General features: G+C 32.8%; 15 protein-coding genes and 1 pseudogene. 8 read left to right on the forward strand and 8 right to left on the reverse strand.

Annotated elements, in window-relative coordinates; all coding sequences use genetic code 11:
• Nucleotides 1–230: 230 nt before the first annotated feature.
• Both EC501_RS04990 and EC501_RS04995 read right to left on the reverse strand, forming a co-directional pair.
• Nucleotides 231–557, reverse strand: coding sequence for a YnfA family protein (locus tag EC501_RS04990; RefSeq protein ID WP_122971198.1), 327 nt, complete (start codon nt 555–557; stop codon nt 231–233).
• A gap of 229 nt (nt 558–786) precedes the next feature.
• Nucleotides 787–1,092 (reverse strand): YciI family protein, encoded by a 306-nt coding sequence (locus tag EC501_RS04995; protein ID WP_122971199.1) that lies wholly within the window; start codon nt 1,090–1,092, stop codon nt 787–789.
• Between the two features lie 271 nt (nt 1,093–1,363).
• On the opposite strand from EC501_RS04995, the gene EC501_RS05000 reads away from it, so the two are divergent.
• Nucleotides 1,364–1,855: a hypothetical protein gene (locus EC501_RS05000; RefSeq protein ID WP_122971200.1), complete on the forward strand. Its 492-nt coding sequence runs from the start codon at nt 1,364–1,366 to the stop codon at nt 1,853–1,855.
• A 152-nt stretch (nt 1,856–2,007) separates the two neighbouring features.
• Here the strand turns inward: EC501_RS05000 and EC501_RS05005 are convergent.
• Nucleotides 2,008–2,515 (reverse strand): annotated as a pseudogene (locus EC501_RS05005) (sulfite exporter TauE/SafE family protein); the annotation flags it as partial.
• Between the two features lie 615 nt (nt 2,516–3,130).
• Here EC501_RS05005 and EC501_RS05010 point away from each other — a divergent pair.
• The 5 genes from EC501_RS05010 to EC501_RS05030 all read left to right on the forward strand — a co-directional run bounded on the left by EC501_RS05010 (nt 3,131) and on the right by EC501_RS05030 (nt 8,103).
• Nucleotides 3,131–4,249, forward strand: a complete 1,119-nt coding sequence (locus EC501_RS05010; RefSeq protein ID WP_122971201.1) for a GerAB/ArcD/ProY family transporter — start codon at nt 3,131–3,133, stop codon at nt 4,247–4,249.
• 1 nt (nt 4,250) lies between these two features.
• Nucleotides 4,251–5,708: a spore germination protein gene (locus EC501_RS05015; protein WP_122971202.1), complete on the forward strand. Its 1,458-nt coding sequence runs from the start codon at nt 4,251–4,253 to the stop codon at nt 5,706–5,708.
• Nucleotides 5,705–6,847 (forward strand): Ger(x)C family spore germination protein, encoded by a 1,143-nt coding sequence (locus tag EC501_RS05020; protein ID WP_122971203.1) that lies wholly within the window; start codon nt 5,705–5,707, stop codon nt 6,845–6,847. Before EC501_RS05015 ends, EC501_RS05020 begins: the two co-directional genes overlap by 4 nt.
• A gap of 222 nt (nt 6,848–7,069) precedes the next feature.
• On the forward strand, nt 7,070–7,510 hold the full coding sequence (locus EC501_RS05025) for a hypothetical protein (RefSeq protein WP_241559277.1): 441 nt from the start codon (nt 7,070–7,072) through the stop codon (nt 7,508–7,510).
• Between the two features lie 179 nt (nt 7,511–7,689).
• Nucleotides 7,690–8,103 carry a MerR family transcriptional regulator gene (locus EC501_RS05030; protein WP_122971204.1) on the forward strand — a complete coding sequence of 138 codons (414 nt, stop codon included), beginning with the start codon at nt 7,690–7,692 and terminating at the stop codon, nt 8,101–8,103.
• Nucleotides 8,104–8,435: 332 nt separating this feature from the next.
• Here EC501_RS05030 and EC501_RS05035 read toward each other — a convergent pair whose 3' ends face one another.
• On the reverse strand, nt 8,436–8,837 hold the full coding sequence (locus EC501_RS05035) for a hypothetical protein (RefSeq protein ID WP_122971205.1): 402 nt from the start codon (nt 8,835–8,837) through the stop codon (nt 8,436–8,438).
• Between the two features lie 479 nt (nt 8,838–9,316).
• Between EC501_RS05035 and EC501_RS05040 the strand changes: the two genes are divergently transcribed.
• Complete coding sequence (locus tag EC501_RS05040; RefSeq protein WP_122971206.1) at nt 9,317–10,105, forward strand: TerC family protein; 789 nt, start codon at nt 9,317–9,319, stop codon at nt 10,103–10,105.
• Between the two features lie 80 nt (nt 10,106–10,185).
• Here EC501_RS05040 and EC501_RS05045 read toward each other — a convergent pair whose 3' ends face one another.
• The 3 genes from EC501_RS05045 to EC501_RS05055 all read right to left on the reverse strand — a co-directional run bounded on the left by EC501_RS05045 (nt 10,186) and on the right by EC501_RS05055 (nt 13,576).
• Complete coding sequence (locus tag EC501_RS05045) at nt 10,186–11,049, reverse strand: hypothetical protein (RefSeq protein WP_122971207.1); 864 nt, start codon at nt 11,047–11,049, stop codon at nt 10,186–10,188.
• On the reverse strand, nt 11,042–11,980 hold the full coding sequence (locus EC501_RS05050; RefSeq protein ID WP_122971208.1) for a WD40/YVTN/BNR-like repeat-containing protein: 939 nt from the start codon (nt 11,978–11,980) through the stop codon (nt 11,042–11,044). Before EC501_RS05050 ends, EC501_RS05045 begins: the two co-directional genes overlap by 8 nt.
• Nucleotides 11,981–12,112: 132 nt before the next feature.
• Nucleotides 12,113–13,576, reverse strand: a complete 1,464-nt coding sequence (locus tag EC501_RS05055) for a UDP-N-acetylmuramoyl-L-alanyl-D-glutamate--2,6-diaminopimelate ligase (protein WP_122971209.1) — start codon at nt 13,574–13,576, stop codon at nt 12,113–12,115.
• Nucleotides 13,577–13,914: 338 nt separating this feature from the next.
• Here EC501_RS05055 and brnQ point away from each other — a divergent pair, with 338 nt between their 5' ends.
• Nucleotides 13,915–15,267, forward strand: a complete 1,353-nt coding sequence (gene brnQ, locus EC501_RS05060) for a branched-chain amino acid transport system II carrier protein (protein ID WP_122971210.1) — start codon at nt 13,915–13,917, stop codon at nt 15,265–15,267.
• Between the two features lie 325 nt (nt 15,268–15,592).
• Here brnQ and EC501_RS05065 read toward each other — a convergent pair whose 3' ends face one another.
• On the reverse strand, nt 15,593–16,768 hold the full coding sequence (locus EC501_RS05065; RefSeq protein WP_122971211.1) for a NupC/NupG family nucleoside CNT transporter: 1,176 nt from the start codon (nt 16,766–16,768) through the stop codon (nt 15,593–15,595).
• Nucleotides 16,769–17,108: the final 340 nt, after the last annotated feature.

The raw sequence follows: 17,108 nt of genomic DNA on the forward strand, positions 1-17,108 counted from the left end.
CATGCTGACAAACAAAAGATGTTAATTTAATTATACGAACTTTTGTTCCTGTATTCAATTGTTAACAAAGATAGAAATGTATAAACATTAACTAATCAGCCTATCACATTAGTTTTCCTGTCATGCTGTTTGATGCCGCGCAGCTTGTCAACACCGAATAAAAATCAAATAATTTACTGGATTTTAAAGTTTGTTTGGCCCATACTTATTACCTTACCATAATCTAGGTTTTACTGGCGTGGTGCGAATAACATGACTGAAACACCAACTAAGCATATACCTGCACCAATAAAATCATATAAATCAGGTGTTTTTTTATCGATGCCCCAACCCCATAAAACAGATAATACGATAAATACTCCTCCATAAGCTGCATAAACTCGACCGAACGACGAAAAAGCTTGAAATGTAGCGATAACACCATAAATAACCAAAGCTAATCCTCCAAAGATCCCCCAATAAAATGCTCGACCTTCTCTTAACCATAGCCAGATTAAATATCCACCACCGATTTCTGCTAACCCTGCTAGTACAAACAAAACAATTGAATACATCATTATAAATTAACTCCTTAGATTCTATTAACATAATTTTAATTATCCCTATTTTACAATTTACCTATATTCGTATACTGTAAAAACTCTTTCTAAATTTTATAAAACCAATAACAAGCATCCACCGTTAGGATAATGGCAAAATAAATTAGAAAAGAAGCTTTCCTTATTGAAAAGCCTCGGATATGTGAAGGACATTAATTTTTCGATTTTACAAACGTCATAAGTTACTTCAATCATAAAGTTCCATAAAGATAGGCGCTACCTTGCAAGGCTTTATCTCTATTTTCTGCCACACATTCGCCACAACGTAAGGCTCGACCCTCAACCAATTTTCCAACTCCTCTCTTGATGGAAAATCGACTACCATCATCGATCCTCTCATTTTTCCATTATCATCAAGAATTGCGGCACCATATAAATGCTGACCTTCTTTTACTCTTTCTTCAACTGATTTTAAATGTGCTTCTCTAGCCATTAATCTTCTTTCGATTGCTTTCTCATCCGCGCCATCATAAGCTGTTATTATATACTGCATTTCTTCCCTATCTCCTTTTCTAATTTCCATTTACTACTATACTAAATGAAAACAACAAAATATTAAATCATTGGGAAAAGATCAGTTAAAGAACCCATTCATTCCTTTTGTACATATACTATCTAAGAAAATAACGATTTGGGATGTATTACATGGAAGTAACCAACTCTTAAAAGAACAAACATTCCCCCGCCTTTCATATTAAAAGCAGTAACCTATTCCATCTAGTTGGCTAAAACCAGAATTACTCCCACAATTTTGGAGGTATAAAATGACAAATTTTTATTCATTTCATGGAACGGTTACGGCCATTAGTGATTTTTTTACAGGGCAAAATGGAGAAAATGAAGGTTGTACTAAATTATTTACTGTTCAAAATGAGATGGGTGCAGTAGTAAACTTTGTTGTTACTCCCTCAACTTATTTCGTAGAGCATGAAATGATTGTTGAAGGTGACCGCGTAACAGGCTATTATGATGGAGACTTACCTACTATCCTTATTTATCCTCCCCAATATCACGCACTTGTAATGGTAAAGGATAACCCAAATCAAAATGTGAAAGTAGATTATTTTAATAACCAATTGATCAGTAGCGATGGACAATTACAATTAAATTTATCCAGCTTTACGCAAATGTTATTAACAAATGGACAATTCTTTTCGAAATATCCAGCAAACCGCGATTTAATTGTTATCTATGGACCTTCCACAAGAAGTATCCCAGCTCAAACAACACCTTATCAAATAATCATTTTATGCTAAGTGTATTCGTTTTTTATTTTTCCCAATTGAATGCATCGGAGATTCAATTAGCTTTGTAAGTTCCTATCACTAACATATAAAATCCGGGAGTTCTTGTCCTAAAACTTAGACAAAACTACCGGATAAAATTACGTCCCCAGTTTATTCATTTATTATAAAATATCCACCCATAATTTAATTGCTGTCCCTAAAACTAAAACTGCTAACATTCCTTGTAATGTCTTTGTATTCACCTTTTTGCTGATTTTCGCCCCAAGAGGAGCTGCTAAATTCCAGCGATAATCACTATAGAAGCAATTAAATATTATACTTGTCCTGTTGATATTTTTCCAATGGATCCTGCTATATAAGATATAAAGGTAATGGCTAAGCAGATGCAATTGTCATTCGTGTAGGAATTTTAAGAATTAATAACATAATCGGAACCAACAAAAATCCTCCACCCGCTCCTACTACACCAGAACCAATTCCAACAATAAATGCTAAACTAGCTGCTAACGGCTTACTAAAGCTCACTTCATCTAATGGTATATCATCAATTTGTTTTTTAGGAATAAAAAGTAATGCTAATATCCCGTAAACAATGTTTATTTGAACTTCGCTTAATTGTAATGACCCAAAACTACCAATCAATGTACCAATCGTGACTGATATAGCCATCCTTACACATTTTCTTAATCCATGCAGGAATATGCTAATGCTCATCGATTAACTAACATGAACTTCTATAATGTCAATCGAACATAAAGTATCCACTGCTTTTTTGCAAGGAAAATGGACATTGGAAAAACATAACTTTATTGATAGATTTCATTTTAAACTTTCTTTTTTAACTTCACTTTAATATTTTGTAAAGGAAAAGAAAAACTGTCCTACTTAACGTACTGCATCTCTCCATATAAAAATACCCCTTTAGGTATATGTGATGTTAAAAATAAAAAGTCAATAGTATTTATTGACTTATAACAATTCAATCCACAGCTTTTTCATTACCTTCTGCTTCTTGTAAAAAATCAAACAGTAGAAACTTGAGTGATGACAGATTTGCGTTCTTTACCTTCAACTATCATTTCATTTTCATTATGCCTCTGAGTGATCTTCTAATGGTTTATCTCGATTCCTCAGTTTAGCCTCATAAGATTCAAATGCTACAATTTCATATTTAATGCAGAAAATGTGAAAAAAGTTCGTTTTCCAAGTTTCTCATTTTAATACTAATTCCCCAATATTATGTCAAAACTAAGAGTTAATACTATCGTTTTTAAGGGGATTTATATGGGAAAAATTAGTTTGCTACATGTCGTATTTTTAGTAATGACCTTCATCGGATTAAAAAATCACGTAACAATTTTGCCACCTATTTTAGAAACAGCAAAAAGGGACGGATGGGCTTCCGTAATTTTAGCCGCTTTCATCATTTTCCCATTGTTATTTTTAATTATTTACATTCAAAATAAATCAAATCAGCAACCGATGAAACAATGGTTGAGAGAAAAAATCGGTCCTACTGGATCTACAATACTATTGTATAGCATCGTTATTTTTTTATTAATTTCAGCTGCCTTTACGATGCGTGAAACCATTCTTTGGATATCGGCCACCTTTTTACCACAAACCCCTCCAATCTTTTTATTAACGATTTATATCATCCTTTGTTTTTTACTCGTTTCTAAAAATATTTTAACGATTGTTATTGTGAATGGGTTTGTATTATTTTTTGTTGTCATTTTTGGTTTTTTTGTGGCCATTACGAATTTACAAGTTAAAGACTATAGTTATCTACTTCCTTTATTTGAAAATGGGTTTACACCAATAGCAAAAAGCATTTTTTTCCCTGCATCCGGTTTTATTGAGTTATTTTTACTACTTTTTCTTCATCATTATTTTAAACAAAAAATGAAATGGTATCATCTTGCGATTATGCTATTTATTTTGATGGGTTTAACTTTGGGACCGCTTATGGGGGCGATTACTCTATTTGGACCAGAAGAAGCAGCAAAACAGCGTTATCCGGCCTTTGAAGAATGGGGTCTAGTTTCAATTGGTGCATTCATTACTCACATGGATTTTTTATCGATTTATCAATGGCTAACAGGAACATTTATACGCGTGGGGTTATTATTATTTATTGCTGCGGACATATTAAATATAACTGAAGACAGTAAAAAAATATGGTCTTACATGATGCCACCCTTTTTCATCATCAATTTAATCCTTTACTTATTGGATGATAATTTATTTTTCAAATTAAATACCCATGATTTTTTAATTATTACATTCGTTTATTTCTTACTTTTATCGCTTCTTATAGGTGCTGTTGCCCTTATCTCTAATAGACAAAATAAAAACAAAGTCCGAAGTCCAAAAAACAAAACAGAAAGTAGTGAATCTTAAAATGGACACATCTGGACATTCTTCATTTAAGCACTTTGAATTAAAGCAACTATTCGAGAAATCTGAAGATATTATTTTTAACGAAATGACCTTTCAGCAATCGAAGGTTTTATTGATCAAATGCGATTCAATGGTCGACGAACAGCTGCTATATACTCTTGTTCTTCCGAATATAGAAAAACTTTATAAAAATTCTACAAATCAAATTACAGAAGAACAAATTAAGCAATTACCTATCCCCAATTTAAAGAAATTAACTGATAAGAAGGACGTTATTACATCTGCATTTAGTGGCAATCTCCTAATTTTCTTCGAAGATAATGAGCTTCTTTATTCTTGCAATATTGCACGAAAACCCAATCGTTCAATCGAAGAAACAAATATGGAAGTAATGGTAAAAGGGGCAAGAGATAATTTCATCGAAGACCTTGCTACAAATATTGCCCTTATACGAAAACGTCTGCCCACAAATTCATTATGTGTTGAAAAAATTGAAATAGGTAGAAGAAGTAAAACGAAAATTGCGCTTCTCTATTTTGATGATATTGCAAATAAAGATATTCTAACAGAATTAAAAACACGATTTCTAGAAATCGATACAGATATCATTATAAGCGGTGACTCTTTAATGGAATTTGTCGATAAAAAAAACTGGATTTTTCCTACATCAAACTATACAGGAACTGCAGAGTTTGCGGTCCAGTCATTGCTGAGGGGAAGATACGTAATTTTAGTGGACACTGTAGCATATGCCACTATTACACCGGTCAATTTTTTCTATTTATTAAAAGCGGGAGAGGATTTCGAAGTCGCGGGTATATATAGTGTTTTTGCAAGAGGCCTTCGACTTATTGGTACATTACTCGGAGTAGCACTTCCCGCCTTTTGGCTTGCTTTAACACTTTTTCACCAAAATCAATTGCCATTACAATTACTTGCGACGGTTGTTATGACAAATCAAGGTTTACCATTTCCAGCAGTATTAGAAATGCTATTAATTCTTCTTATGTTTGAAATACTTCGAGAAGCTGGCTTGCGGCTTCCTACTAAAATTGGCGGAATTATTGGCGTCATTGGAGGACTAATTATAGGTGATGCGGCGATTCGATCAGGTATTACAAGCCCTGCAATGGTCGTAGTAATTGCAACTGCAACAATTGCTTCTTACACCGTTGTTAATCGGGAATTAGAATCAATAATAAGTATTTTACGTATTTTCTGCATTCTTTTAACAGCATTTTTTGGTTTGTTTGGATTCTTCATTAGTTTATTTTTTCTGCTTCTATATACAGCAAACATACGTGTTTTCGGCATCCCTTATATAAATATTACAGCAGATTTAAGTTGGGATAATGTGAAACAGACGTTGTTTAGAGTTGCCAAGTATAAGTATAGAAAAAGACCCGATTTCTTAGAACCCCAAGATAAAACACGTAACAACGAAGGTAATAATCGATGAACAAAAAATATTTTATCATCCTCATACTACCACTTATCTTATTAGCTGGCTGTTGGGATTTAAATGAAAATGAACGCATGTATTATGCTTACGGTGTAGGTGTAGATTATCAAAATGATGAATATGTCATTTGGATTCAACTAATTAATTTTGCAACCATCGCAAAAACTGAGCAATCTACTATCGATGGGATGCAGTCACAAGTATCATCTGCTTCAGGAAAAACATTTGATGAAGCTCTTTTCAAGCTTTATCATGCAATAGATGAAAGGGTTTATTGGGGACATTTATCCCTTTTAATTTTTAGTGAAGAAGCGTTAAACCAAGGACGCGTGAACTCTGTTCTCAATACTCTAACCCGCTATACTGATACTCGTTACAATATTTGGGTATATTGTACTGATCAACCTTTAGATCAATTCTTGATTACTGTTCCAGTTCTCAATAAAGGAATCAGTTTAACTGTTATAGGCGACCCTTTAAATTCATATGAACAGGAATCTTTTATTGACCCAATTGATATCAGAAGATTAATTATAGATTTGGATGAGCCTGGTCACGAAGCGAACATTCCATATATAACATTGAAAAAGGATTGGAAAACACAAAAAGGTACTGAATCTACCATTAAAATTAATGGAGTCGGAGTTGTAACAACAAAAGGATTTAAAGGTTTTATTAAAAACGAAGATGTTAGCGGTCTTCAATGGATGAGTAATGAAACAAAACGAGGAGAAATTACAAATCAATACAAAAATAAATATTTAACTGTAACTCTCCGAAATATTAATGTAAATGTAGTGCCGAATGTTAATGGGAATGATGTAAAGTTCGATATAAATATTGGTTTGAATGGCACTTTAGCAAGCTTTGAAGAAAATTTAACCTCGAACAATATAAAGGAATTAGTCATTCAAGAAATGAAAAAAGAAATTACCCAAACTTATCAAGTTGCTTTGGAGAAGGATATTGATATTTATCACTTTTCAGAAGTATTATATCGAAAAAATGTAAAGGCATGGAAGAAGCTTCAACAAAATGGGAATATAAAATTAGATCATGATACAATCGGCAAAATTAATATTAAAATAGAAAAATTAACCTCAGGAAGAAAAGCCTTTAAAGAAACAATAAATTAAACATATTTACCCTTTAGAAAATATTTTAACTGTCGATAAACCTTCAGAATAATACAATCTGAAGGTTTTTGTTATTCAAGTTTGTTTCCTGGAAAAAAAGAATTTTTTAATTCTCCACTCATAGCGATTCATAACCGTGAAAAAATCCATATCTAAAATGCCCCAATCCCAATCAATAACAGTTATAATATTCCTAGTTTATTTACTAAGGAGTTTTGATTGGTGATTCATTATAGACGTTTAATTAGAATGGAAAATATAGAAATATTCAGGATTGTTAAAAACAGTGTTTCAATGGGATACCTTATCATTGAAGACTTAAGAAGAAATTTAAATGATACCGAAAAACAACTACTCCCCTTTAGAATAATGGAAGAAGAAGAACTGGCAGAGTACAAAAATCTAATTAAGATTTATATTCTTTCAGATGAGGAGTTAGCAGAGGAAGATAGAACGATATTTGAGGAATTTGCTATGGATTTAGTAGATTTAAAAGATGGCTGTTTATATATTCTTGAATCTTATGTACACGAGCAATTATTTATAGAGACTCCTCTAGATTTACGAGTTGAAGATTATCAAAAAATGTTACATTTAGTTCAGTCGAGTTATGATATATCAAAATTAGATTTGAGAAAAACAATGTATTTATCACAAGAATAACCGTGTATCTAAGTTCATGATGCAAAGTATTCCCTCTAGAATCTCTAGCCTATATTTTCCTTCAAAAATGGATATAAGACATCATAACCTGTCTTTGACATTAAGATAGTAGCCTGATACAATCTTTAAACAAGATAGAGTTAACTCGAAGTCTATCAACGTAGAAAGGGAATAGCAAAATGAATACCTATACAATAAGCGAAGTTGCAAAACAATTGAATCTTACCGTATATACATTACGTTATTACGATAAAGAGGGACTTTTGCCTTTTGTGGAACGGACATCTAGCGGCATAAGGATGTTTAAAGAATCCGATATCGAAGCTTTAAAAGTGATAGAATGTCTAAAATCAACAGGTATGCCGATTAAGGAGATTAAAAACTTCATTGATTGGTGTTCTGATGGGGATTCAACATTGCAACAAAGATATGACATGTTTATAGAAAGAAAAGCTAGTGTTGAGGCACAAATGGAAGAATTGAAAAAAACATTAGAACTCATTGACCATAAATGTAACTATTACAAAACTGCATTAGAAGCTGGCACGGAGGATGTTCATAAATCGAATAAAATAGAGATCCCCCATTCATAGACTTGTATTATGGATTTATAATCAAAAATGTCACCTTTCAATTCACTTCAGCACTCAATTTGCTGTACACCATCTACAATAACATTAAAGGTACATATTTTGTCACAGCAACAGCAACAATATTGATTTATACGAAAAAACGGATTTAATTCCATTTGACAAGTTGGAAACGTTCTTTACTGAAAATTTAAAGTAACAATTATTTAAATATATGAATTTAAAAGCTCCCGTTATTACGGGAGCTTTTAATATGTTTAGTTAACTAATTCATAAGTATAATTACTTATTTAGTCTAGAGATATAGATTAACATATCGGTATTGTTGAGAATAACTATTGTTTTACGTGTTCGTATTTCAATATTTCAATAGTAAATCCATGATTACATTTTTGCTTATTTATTTTGTCACTATCACAAGATGGGGAAATTTTAACCTGAACAATATCTTCTTTAAAATCTTCAATTTTATTCGAAGGAATTTCTATTTTTATAGTAACATCATACGAATGATCTTCTTCATAAGAGATATCAACAATTCCCTTCCACTGCCAATCAAAAAGAGAATTCTTACCATATTCCCTTAATACTCTTTTATCAACAGTTGGAAATATTATATCTAAGATAATATCCTCTGTAGTAACATATAGTTTTTCTACTTCATTTGACTTAACAATTTGCGTAGGTGTAAAAACGCTAAAAAGTATACCGAATAAGAATAATAGTGGCTTAATCATTTACATACACACCTTTAAATTATATTTATTCTTATTCTTTACATATTGTATCTATTTATTTCTAGAATAATGTGGATGTAGTATTAACTATTTTACTTTTTTGTAAAATCTAGCTATTCCTTGATTTTCGTTACTTATATTACATTGACAAGAGTAGCAAAATTTTGTATATTAAATTTAATCAATATGAATAGTTCTCCTAAAGGGGAGTAGCTTTAACAGCGAAGTCGTCATTACGGAAGATTTAGTTCTTCTCGGCTTTGTTGGCAACGAACTTGTTGTTAGCAAGACCTTTACCTCTGTAACGGTAAAGGTCTTTTATTTTTTTAAAACCTTTATCTAACGAGATAAAGGTTTTTTGTTTTTTAAAGTAAACATTCTCAAATGAACGGAGTTGGAATGGATGAAGCTTAATGTTAATTGGTAATCACTTATGTTTTTTATAAATAGTTGGATTATAAATTAAGGGGGAATTAAAATTGGATATATCTTTATTATTGGAATACGGTTGGGTATTACTACTTTTAGTTGGACTTGAAGGGTTACTAGCAGCGGATAATGCACTCGTTTTAGCCATTATGGTGAAACATCTTCCAGAAAAGGAAAGGAAAAAGGCCCTATTTTATGGGTTAGCCGGTGCTTTTATTTTCCGCTTTGCTTCATTATTTATCATTTCTTTTCTTGTCGATGTATGGCAAATTCAAGCACTCGGAGCATTATATCTTTTATTCATCGCCATTAACCACATTGTAAGGAAAATTTTCTTTAAAAAGAAAGAAGAAGAAACTGAAGAAAAAGAAAAGAAAAAATCTGGTTTTTGGGGAACAGTTATAAAAGTCGAGTTAGCTGATATCGCTTTTGCGATCGACTCCATTTTAGCAGCAGTTGCTCTAGCCATGACGCTTCCAAATACAACTCTACCTCAAATTGGTGGAATGGACGGAGGAAAATTCCTCGTTATCTTTATAGGTGGTTTTATAGGGTTAATCATAATGCGATTCGCTGCAAACCTTTTTGTAAAACTACTCCATTCAAGACCTGGACTTGAAATAGCTGCCTTTGCCATCGTTGGTTGGGTTGGTGTCAAACTTGCAGTATTAACATTAGGCCATCCAGAAATCGGAGTTATATCTCATGATTTTGCCCATTCAACGGAATGGAAACTAATCTTCTACGCTGTATTAATCTCCATTGCAGTAGCCGGTTGGTTTTTATCAAAGGATAAAAAAGAAGAAGTCGCTACAGAAGAAGAACCTACAGCCGAATAATGTCCTTTTACCGGGAAGGGATATACCCCTTCCCTTTTACTTTTCATTTATTTCTTTTACTTAAATTGATGTTCTTAATATTAATTTAGACCTTTAAATTGCATTTGAATCGGTTGATTTTCTTCCATAGTTGCTCGATATAAAATAATTTCATTTGTTGGAAATTTTGAAGAATCGGATTCCACTTTAAAATTTGTATCCAAAGCAATTGTCCAAACAGGTTCATTATTTTTCATTAACACAATAGCCAAAGTGCCAAACTGTACAATATGATCCCAATCATACCGCTCTGTAATACCCTTTTTTTCTATAACCGTTATACCATCCGTATCACTTATCATTTCTAAGTCTCCACCTTGCCATTTCCCTTGAATTTCCGGACCTACATTATAATAAGATAAACCGCTATTTCGATCACCATAAGTAGCAATAAATTGATGAACGGTTTGGTTCTTTGCTTTGTATGTAAAAGCCGCAATATCATTAGCCAACCATTCCACTTTAAATTCTCCATTCATTTCATACGGTAACTTTTCCGTTGGCCGCGCAAAAATAAGAAAAGATGACCGATAATAAATCGACTCCCCTTCTTTTCGATCTTCTTTAATGGATAGTACATGTTTAAAATCCGGTGATATACTGACTATATTTCGAACTTGTTGGTTATTCGAAATACATAATCCGATATTCACAGCAATCAACACAATCCCGATAATGAAAGTAAACCAAAGTGATATTTTATTAAGTCGAAGAAGCAATACAACAGCAAAAAATAAGCATATAACAAAACAAATGTTGATTATGTAAAATAAACGATTATCAATATATTCAATTTGATATTTTTCATGGCCTAAAAAGTAACCTACTTGCAAGCAAAAGAAACCTATTGCCAAAAAGAATAGTACCCATGCTATAACGTCAATGCTTTTCCCTTTGTTATTCACAAGGTACTACCTCCTTTTGAAATGTCCAATTTAGACCATTATCTGTTGAGATAAATTTTCCTTTTACTTTCCCACCTTGATAATCACCATTCGGTCCTTGATTGATAAGTACAGCTAAATGGTCATCTTCTTTAAAAGGAATTTCCGCGGTAACGAAAATTTGTTTGAATTCTGTTGGAATTTGAATGTTCGATTTCGTCCATGACTCGCCACTATTTTGTGTAACATAAAAGTCTGGTTCTTCAGGATTAATCGTTCCAAAGGATAAAAAACCAGTTGTTTCATCGATAAATCCACCATCTGAAATTAAGCGCGTTACACCAGAGTCATTCGTTTCTTTCCACGTTACTCCTCCATCATTCGTTATAAAAACGACGGAATATTCTTGTGACATAGTCCGGTCTCCTGATAAAATGACATAGCCAAATTGATCATTCAAAAAAGCTACTTTCCGAAAACGTAACACTGGAAACTGTTCCGAAACGACTCCATCTTGCCATGTATTTCCCTGATCCATGGAATATTTTAATACAACCCGTTGACTCGCCAAATTTTGTCCATCGGTATATAAAAAAGCAGCCCTTTCTTTGTTAAGAACAAAACTATTTTCGATCAGTTCTTGCTGATTCCCATTATATTCTCCTGAAAATAAATCGCTTATTGCAACAGGAACGGTAGTCCAACTCTTCCCATTATTATAAGTTATGTTTAGTTCGTCACTTTGTAATGAATAACCAATTGAATCCTCAGTCAAAATGGGGTGTAATGGGTCCAACTCCAACTCGGCTGATGGATTTTCTGTTTCCTTTTGTTCTTCAAAAATTTGTTCTGGTGTCGATAAAGTAGTTTGACCGTCTTCTTGAAAAGCAACTATGGCGATACAAATGACCAAAACCATTAATATAGCGACCGTAATGATTAATTTTTTCAAACTCAACAATCCCTCCTCTTTGTTTTCAAATTATGGAAATATCAAATTTTGTACTATGACGTTCAAAAATATAAAAAAGTTCTAGAATAGCGTGTTCATGATAAAAAAGAGGCAAGCTCAATTGCTTCCCTCTTACATACTACTCCTTTTTTCTCTATTTTCGATATATAAAACCGTTTCTTTATCTGAATGAGTAGGTATACGAAATGATTGTTTGTACTGTTCATGTCCTTTTCCAGTAATGATAATCCAATCACCTTGTTCACTATTTTCAATAGCCCACTTGATTGCTTCCGTTCGATCGGGTAATACAATCCCTTTATTGTTCCCATAATCGTTATTTAGTTGATTTAAGATGTCCATCATTTCATTTAAAGGAACTGTATTCAAATCATCTACAGTTAAAATAAATTGGTCACTTAGTTCAGTGGAAACTTTTATAATCCCTTCTCTCTTACTTTCATCTCGATCTCCACGAAAGCCAAAAATATGGATAATCCGTTTTGCACCATATTTTTTGGCAGTCGTTAAACAATGATAGATTGCATCCGCTGTATGAGCATAATCCACTATCACAGTAGCTCGATTATGTAAGGATATAATTTCAAATCTCCCTTTGACTCCTTTAAATTGTTGAATGGCTTGAATAATGAACTCCTTTTTAATTCCTAACAATTTAGCTGTGATATACGCCATTATCGTATTATACATATTGTGGACACCTATCATAGGAGATGAAATTTCAATTATTTCCTTTTCTTCTGCTACATGGACAAGGGTGGCACTTTTAATATTTAAATCGAGTATTTGAAATTGATTGCTTTCAGATTGTCCCAACGTATGCACAAGGATTTTTTTTTCCTTTAATTTGCCAACTAACTTTTTACCCCAATCATTATCAGTATTCACAATGGCATGTCCATTTTCTCTTAAATAGTCGAATAACATTAACTTTGTTTGAAAGTAATCTTCCATCGATTCATGATAATCCAAATGTTCATGGTCAAGATTTGTAAAAAGACAAATATCAAAGGTAATCCCTTCAGTTCGAAATTGGGATAAGCCATGGGATGAAACTTCCATTATGACGATTTCATCATTACTTTCTGATAAAAGCCTTTGCAACACTAAAGAACCAGGAGTGGTATTTCTACTGTCCAACACTTCACCGTTTATCATATTTTGAATCGTACCGAATAAAGAACATGTGTAACCGTTACTTTCTAAAATATGTTTGATCATAAAACTAGTGGTCGTTTTTCCATTTGTGCCTGTTATTCCAATCATTATTTTATTTTTTGATGGGTCTTGATAAAATTGACTTGCAATAATTCCTAACGCCTTCCGACTATTGGCGACTTTTATATAAGGTACCGGTAAAGAATGAAAATCCTTTTCACCTACAATGACAGAAGCCCCCCGCTTAACGGCATCATCAATATAATCATGGCCATTCGATGTAAAACCACTAATAGCGACAAATAGGTAATCCTTTGACACGTCTCCAGAATTATCTGCCACTCCTTTAATTGGGAAATCTGCTATATCAGGTTTTATATCAACTTCAAGAGCATTAATTAAATGTTTTAATTTCATTCATGTTTACTCCTATCAATTGGGTTTGACCATAGGGTGAATTATTGGAGGATAGCAATGATGGTTTAAAATGGTGAATGTCCGAGCTTCGTTTACTTTTTATTAATTTGCTCATTCAGTAAAGAAATATAATAAAAAATAGTACAAACCAATAATTGGACTTGTACTATTTTTACATATTCAATTTGCGAGTTCTAACAGCTCCAATATTAGGATAATCATTAAGAAGCTAAATTCTTCAATAATCAAAGTTCTCTTAAGTTTATTTTATTGCTATAGCTAATCCGTAAAAAAGGTGTTAGAATAAAAAATCAAATTCATCTAGAAGGAGCACAAGTATGCAACAAAAATTATCATTTTCTACATACGCTATTATCGGCACGATGTTGTTCGGTATGTTCTTTGGTGCGGGAAATTTAATTTTTCCGATCCAAATGGGCCAACTAGCTGGCACGAATTTTTGGCCGGCATTAATTGGGTTTCTTATAACCGCAATCGGATTACCTTTTATGGGGATATTAGCAATAGGTTTATCCGGGAGTAACGGGCTACGAGATATAGCTAGTCGGGTACATCCGTTATTTGGAGTCGTATTCGCTGTGGCACTTTACTTAACCATTGGGCCGTTTTTTGCAATCCCACGAACAGCAACAGTCCCATTTGTGGTTGGTTTTGAACCATATATTAATCCAGTACATAGTAGTTTATATCTTGGGTTATTTAGCTTTGTATTTTTTGCAATTGTCTATTACTTTTCGTTAAATCCAGCAAAAATTCTCGATTATATCGGCAAATATTTAACCCCTGCCTTTTTACTATTTTTATTCATGTTAATTGTCATAGCCATTGTCAAACCAATGGGTCACTTCAATAATCCAACTGGTGATTATAGTGACTTGGCATTTATAACAGGCTTTAAGGAAGGGTATAACACGATGGATGCTCTTGCATCACTCGCATTCGGTATTGTTGTTATAAATGCAATAAAGGGACAAGGCATCACCGATTCAAAGGAGATTGCGAAAGCAACTTGGAAATCAGGGATATTCGCCATGTTGCTAATGGTGCTTATTTACGGACTCATTACCTATATGGGGGCATCAAGCGTGTCTGCTATCGGAACATATGATAATGGAGGCTTGATTTTTTCTGCCGTGGCTCAACATTATTTCGGATCACTTGGCTCTATTTTATTAGCTGTCATTATTGTACTCGCTTGTTTGAAAACGAGTATCGGATTAATCACATCTTGCAGCGAGTTTTTTAATCAGATTTGTCCTAAAGTAAGTTATAAACTATTTGTTCTAATCTTATGTCTCATGTCATTTCTAATTGCTAACTTCGGTCTAAACAATATTATTCAATATGCGGTTCCCGTATTAATGTTATTGTATCCTTTAGCGATTGTTCTAATCTTATTAACCCTTTGTTCTTCTTTATTCGGCAATAAGCAAAGTGTTTACGCAACCGCCATGTTCTTTACTTTTTGTGTAAGCTTTTTCGATGGTTACACGACGTTAATCGACAGTTTACCAAGTGCATCAATCCCTTTATTTGATTCGATTAAATCATTCTACATGGATAACTTACCATTTTACGATATTGGGCTTGGATGGATATTACCAGCCCTAGTCGGTGTCTTTATCGGTTTTTTGTGGCCAAAAAGCGCTAAAAAAGCATCCATTCTATAACGCTAATGGAAGAACCGCTTAGGAGAAATCCTAACTCGGTTCTTTTATCCTTCTTTAAATTTCAAAATAGTTGTATACACATGCAAAAGGAACAGACAGTATTTGTCTGTTCCTTTCTATTTTTCACTTCGCATATTTAGTAAATATTTTAATCTATAGTAATGGTAAACAACAGAATTGATATAATATATATTCTAATTTAAACTGGCGGATTCCTTCTACTTCTATTTACCAACTAATTTCTACTCATTACAAATGCTAAGACGGATATTTTATATCTTTTAACAAAAACATTTTCAAATCAACGTGCGTGTGAAATTAATCTTTAAAGAAATAGTCCAACAATTGTTCCAGTTAATATAGATCCCATTGTTGCTACTAACAATACTTTTAGTCCAACTTTGGAAAGCTGGCTAGCTTGGTCATGATTTATTGCTTGAACAGTTCCTAAAATAATTCCAATAGAAGAAAAGTTAGCAAATGAAATTAAGTATGCAGAAACAATTCCTACTGCTTTTGTAGACATATCAGGGAAAATTTTCACAAAGTCAAGCATTGCTACAAATTCATTAGCAGCTACTTTAGTACCCATAATTGAACCAGCTTCAACAATTTCAGACGTTGGTATACCCATAATAAAGGCAATCGGTGCGAAAATATAACCTACAATTTCTTGGAAAGTCATACCTACTATTCCATCTAAAACAAAGTTGATCAATGCCAATAATGCCATATACGTAATTAACATTGCACCTACAATAAGAGCTGTTCTACCACCAATAATCGTACCATTACCAATCGCTTCAAATAATGACTTTTCAGGAATCATTTCTTTTACATCAATATCGTAATCTTCTTCTTTTGTAACTGGACATACGATGGAAGATAAAATTAAACCTGAAAAAACATTAATCGGTAGAGCGACCAATACATACTCAGCAGGTATCATTTGCAAGTAAGCTCCAAGTGTCGAACATGATACCGCTACAAGTGACGAGGTTGCAACGATAAACAAACGATTTGGACTAAGTTTGTGTATTTGTGACTGTACAGAAAGAATGGCTGTTGTATCTCCGAATACCATCGAATTAACCGCTACGAATGATTCAACCTTTGGTAGTCCAGTAATCTTTGCCACAAAACCACCAATATATTTAATAGCTAACGGTAAAATTCTTGTATAAGTTAAAATTGAAAGTAACGCAGAGATAAAAATAATCATCATGAGAACATCAAGGAAAAAATAACCTTTTTGTGACAAGTCACCAAATACAAATGAAATGCCCTCATGTCCAAATGATAGGATTTTGTTAAATACATCTACAATTTTTTGTATAATCGTTTTTCCAATTGTAGTATTCAGCATAAACCAAGCTAAAAAAAGTTGTACAGCTAACATGATGCCAACTGCGCGATAATTGATATTCTTTTTATCATTAGACATCACCCACGAAATACCGATTAAAACAAGGATGCCTAAAATTCCTATAATAATTGTCAAGTTTTTTCCTCCAAATCAAAATAGTGGTCTTATATTGTTCATCAAAATAATTCTTTATTATAAAAAGAATTATGAAACCGCTACCACTTTTGCGAAAATTAATGCTAGAAATCATAATTTCAGCTATTTCCGCAAGTTAATGGTGTTAAACGCTGATTGATAACCAACATAATTTAACTAAACGATCGTTTTAAACTAAACTTCCTTAAAAACTAAATCCGCATGATGATTTAAAAGCATAGAAAACATTCTCTATATTATTATAATTTTATGGACGATGCAACTATTATTTAATTACTTAATATGTTTAACTAATATTCAGATAAGTGAACATTCTAAT

The sequence above is a fragment of the Lysinibacillus halotolerans genome (assembly GCF_003711845.1).
In the GTDB taxonomy this organism is placed as follows: Bacteria; Bacillota; Bacilli; order Bacillales_A; family Planococcaceae; genus Ureibacillus; species Ureibacillus halotolerans.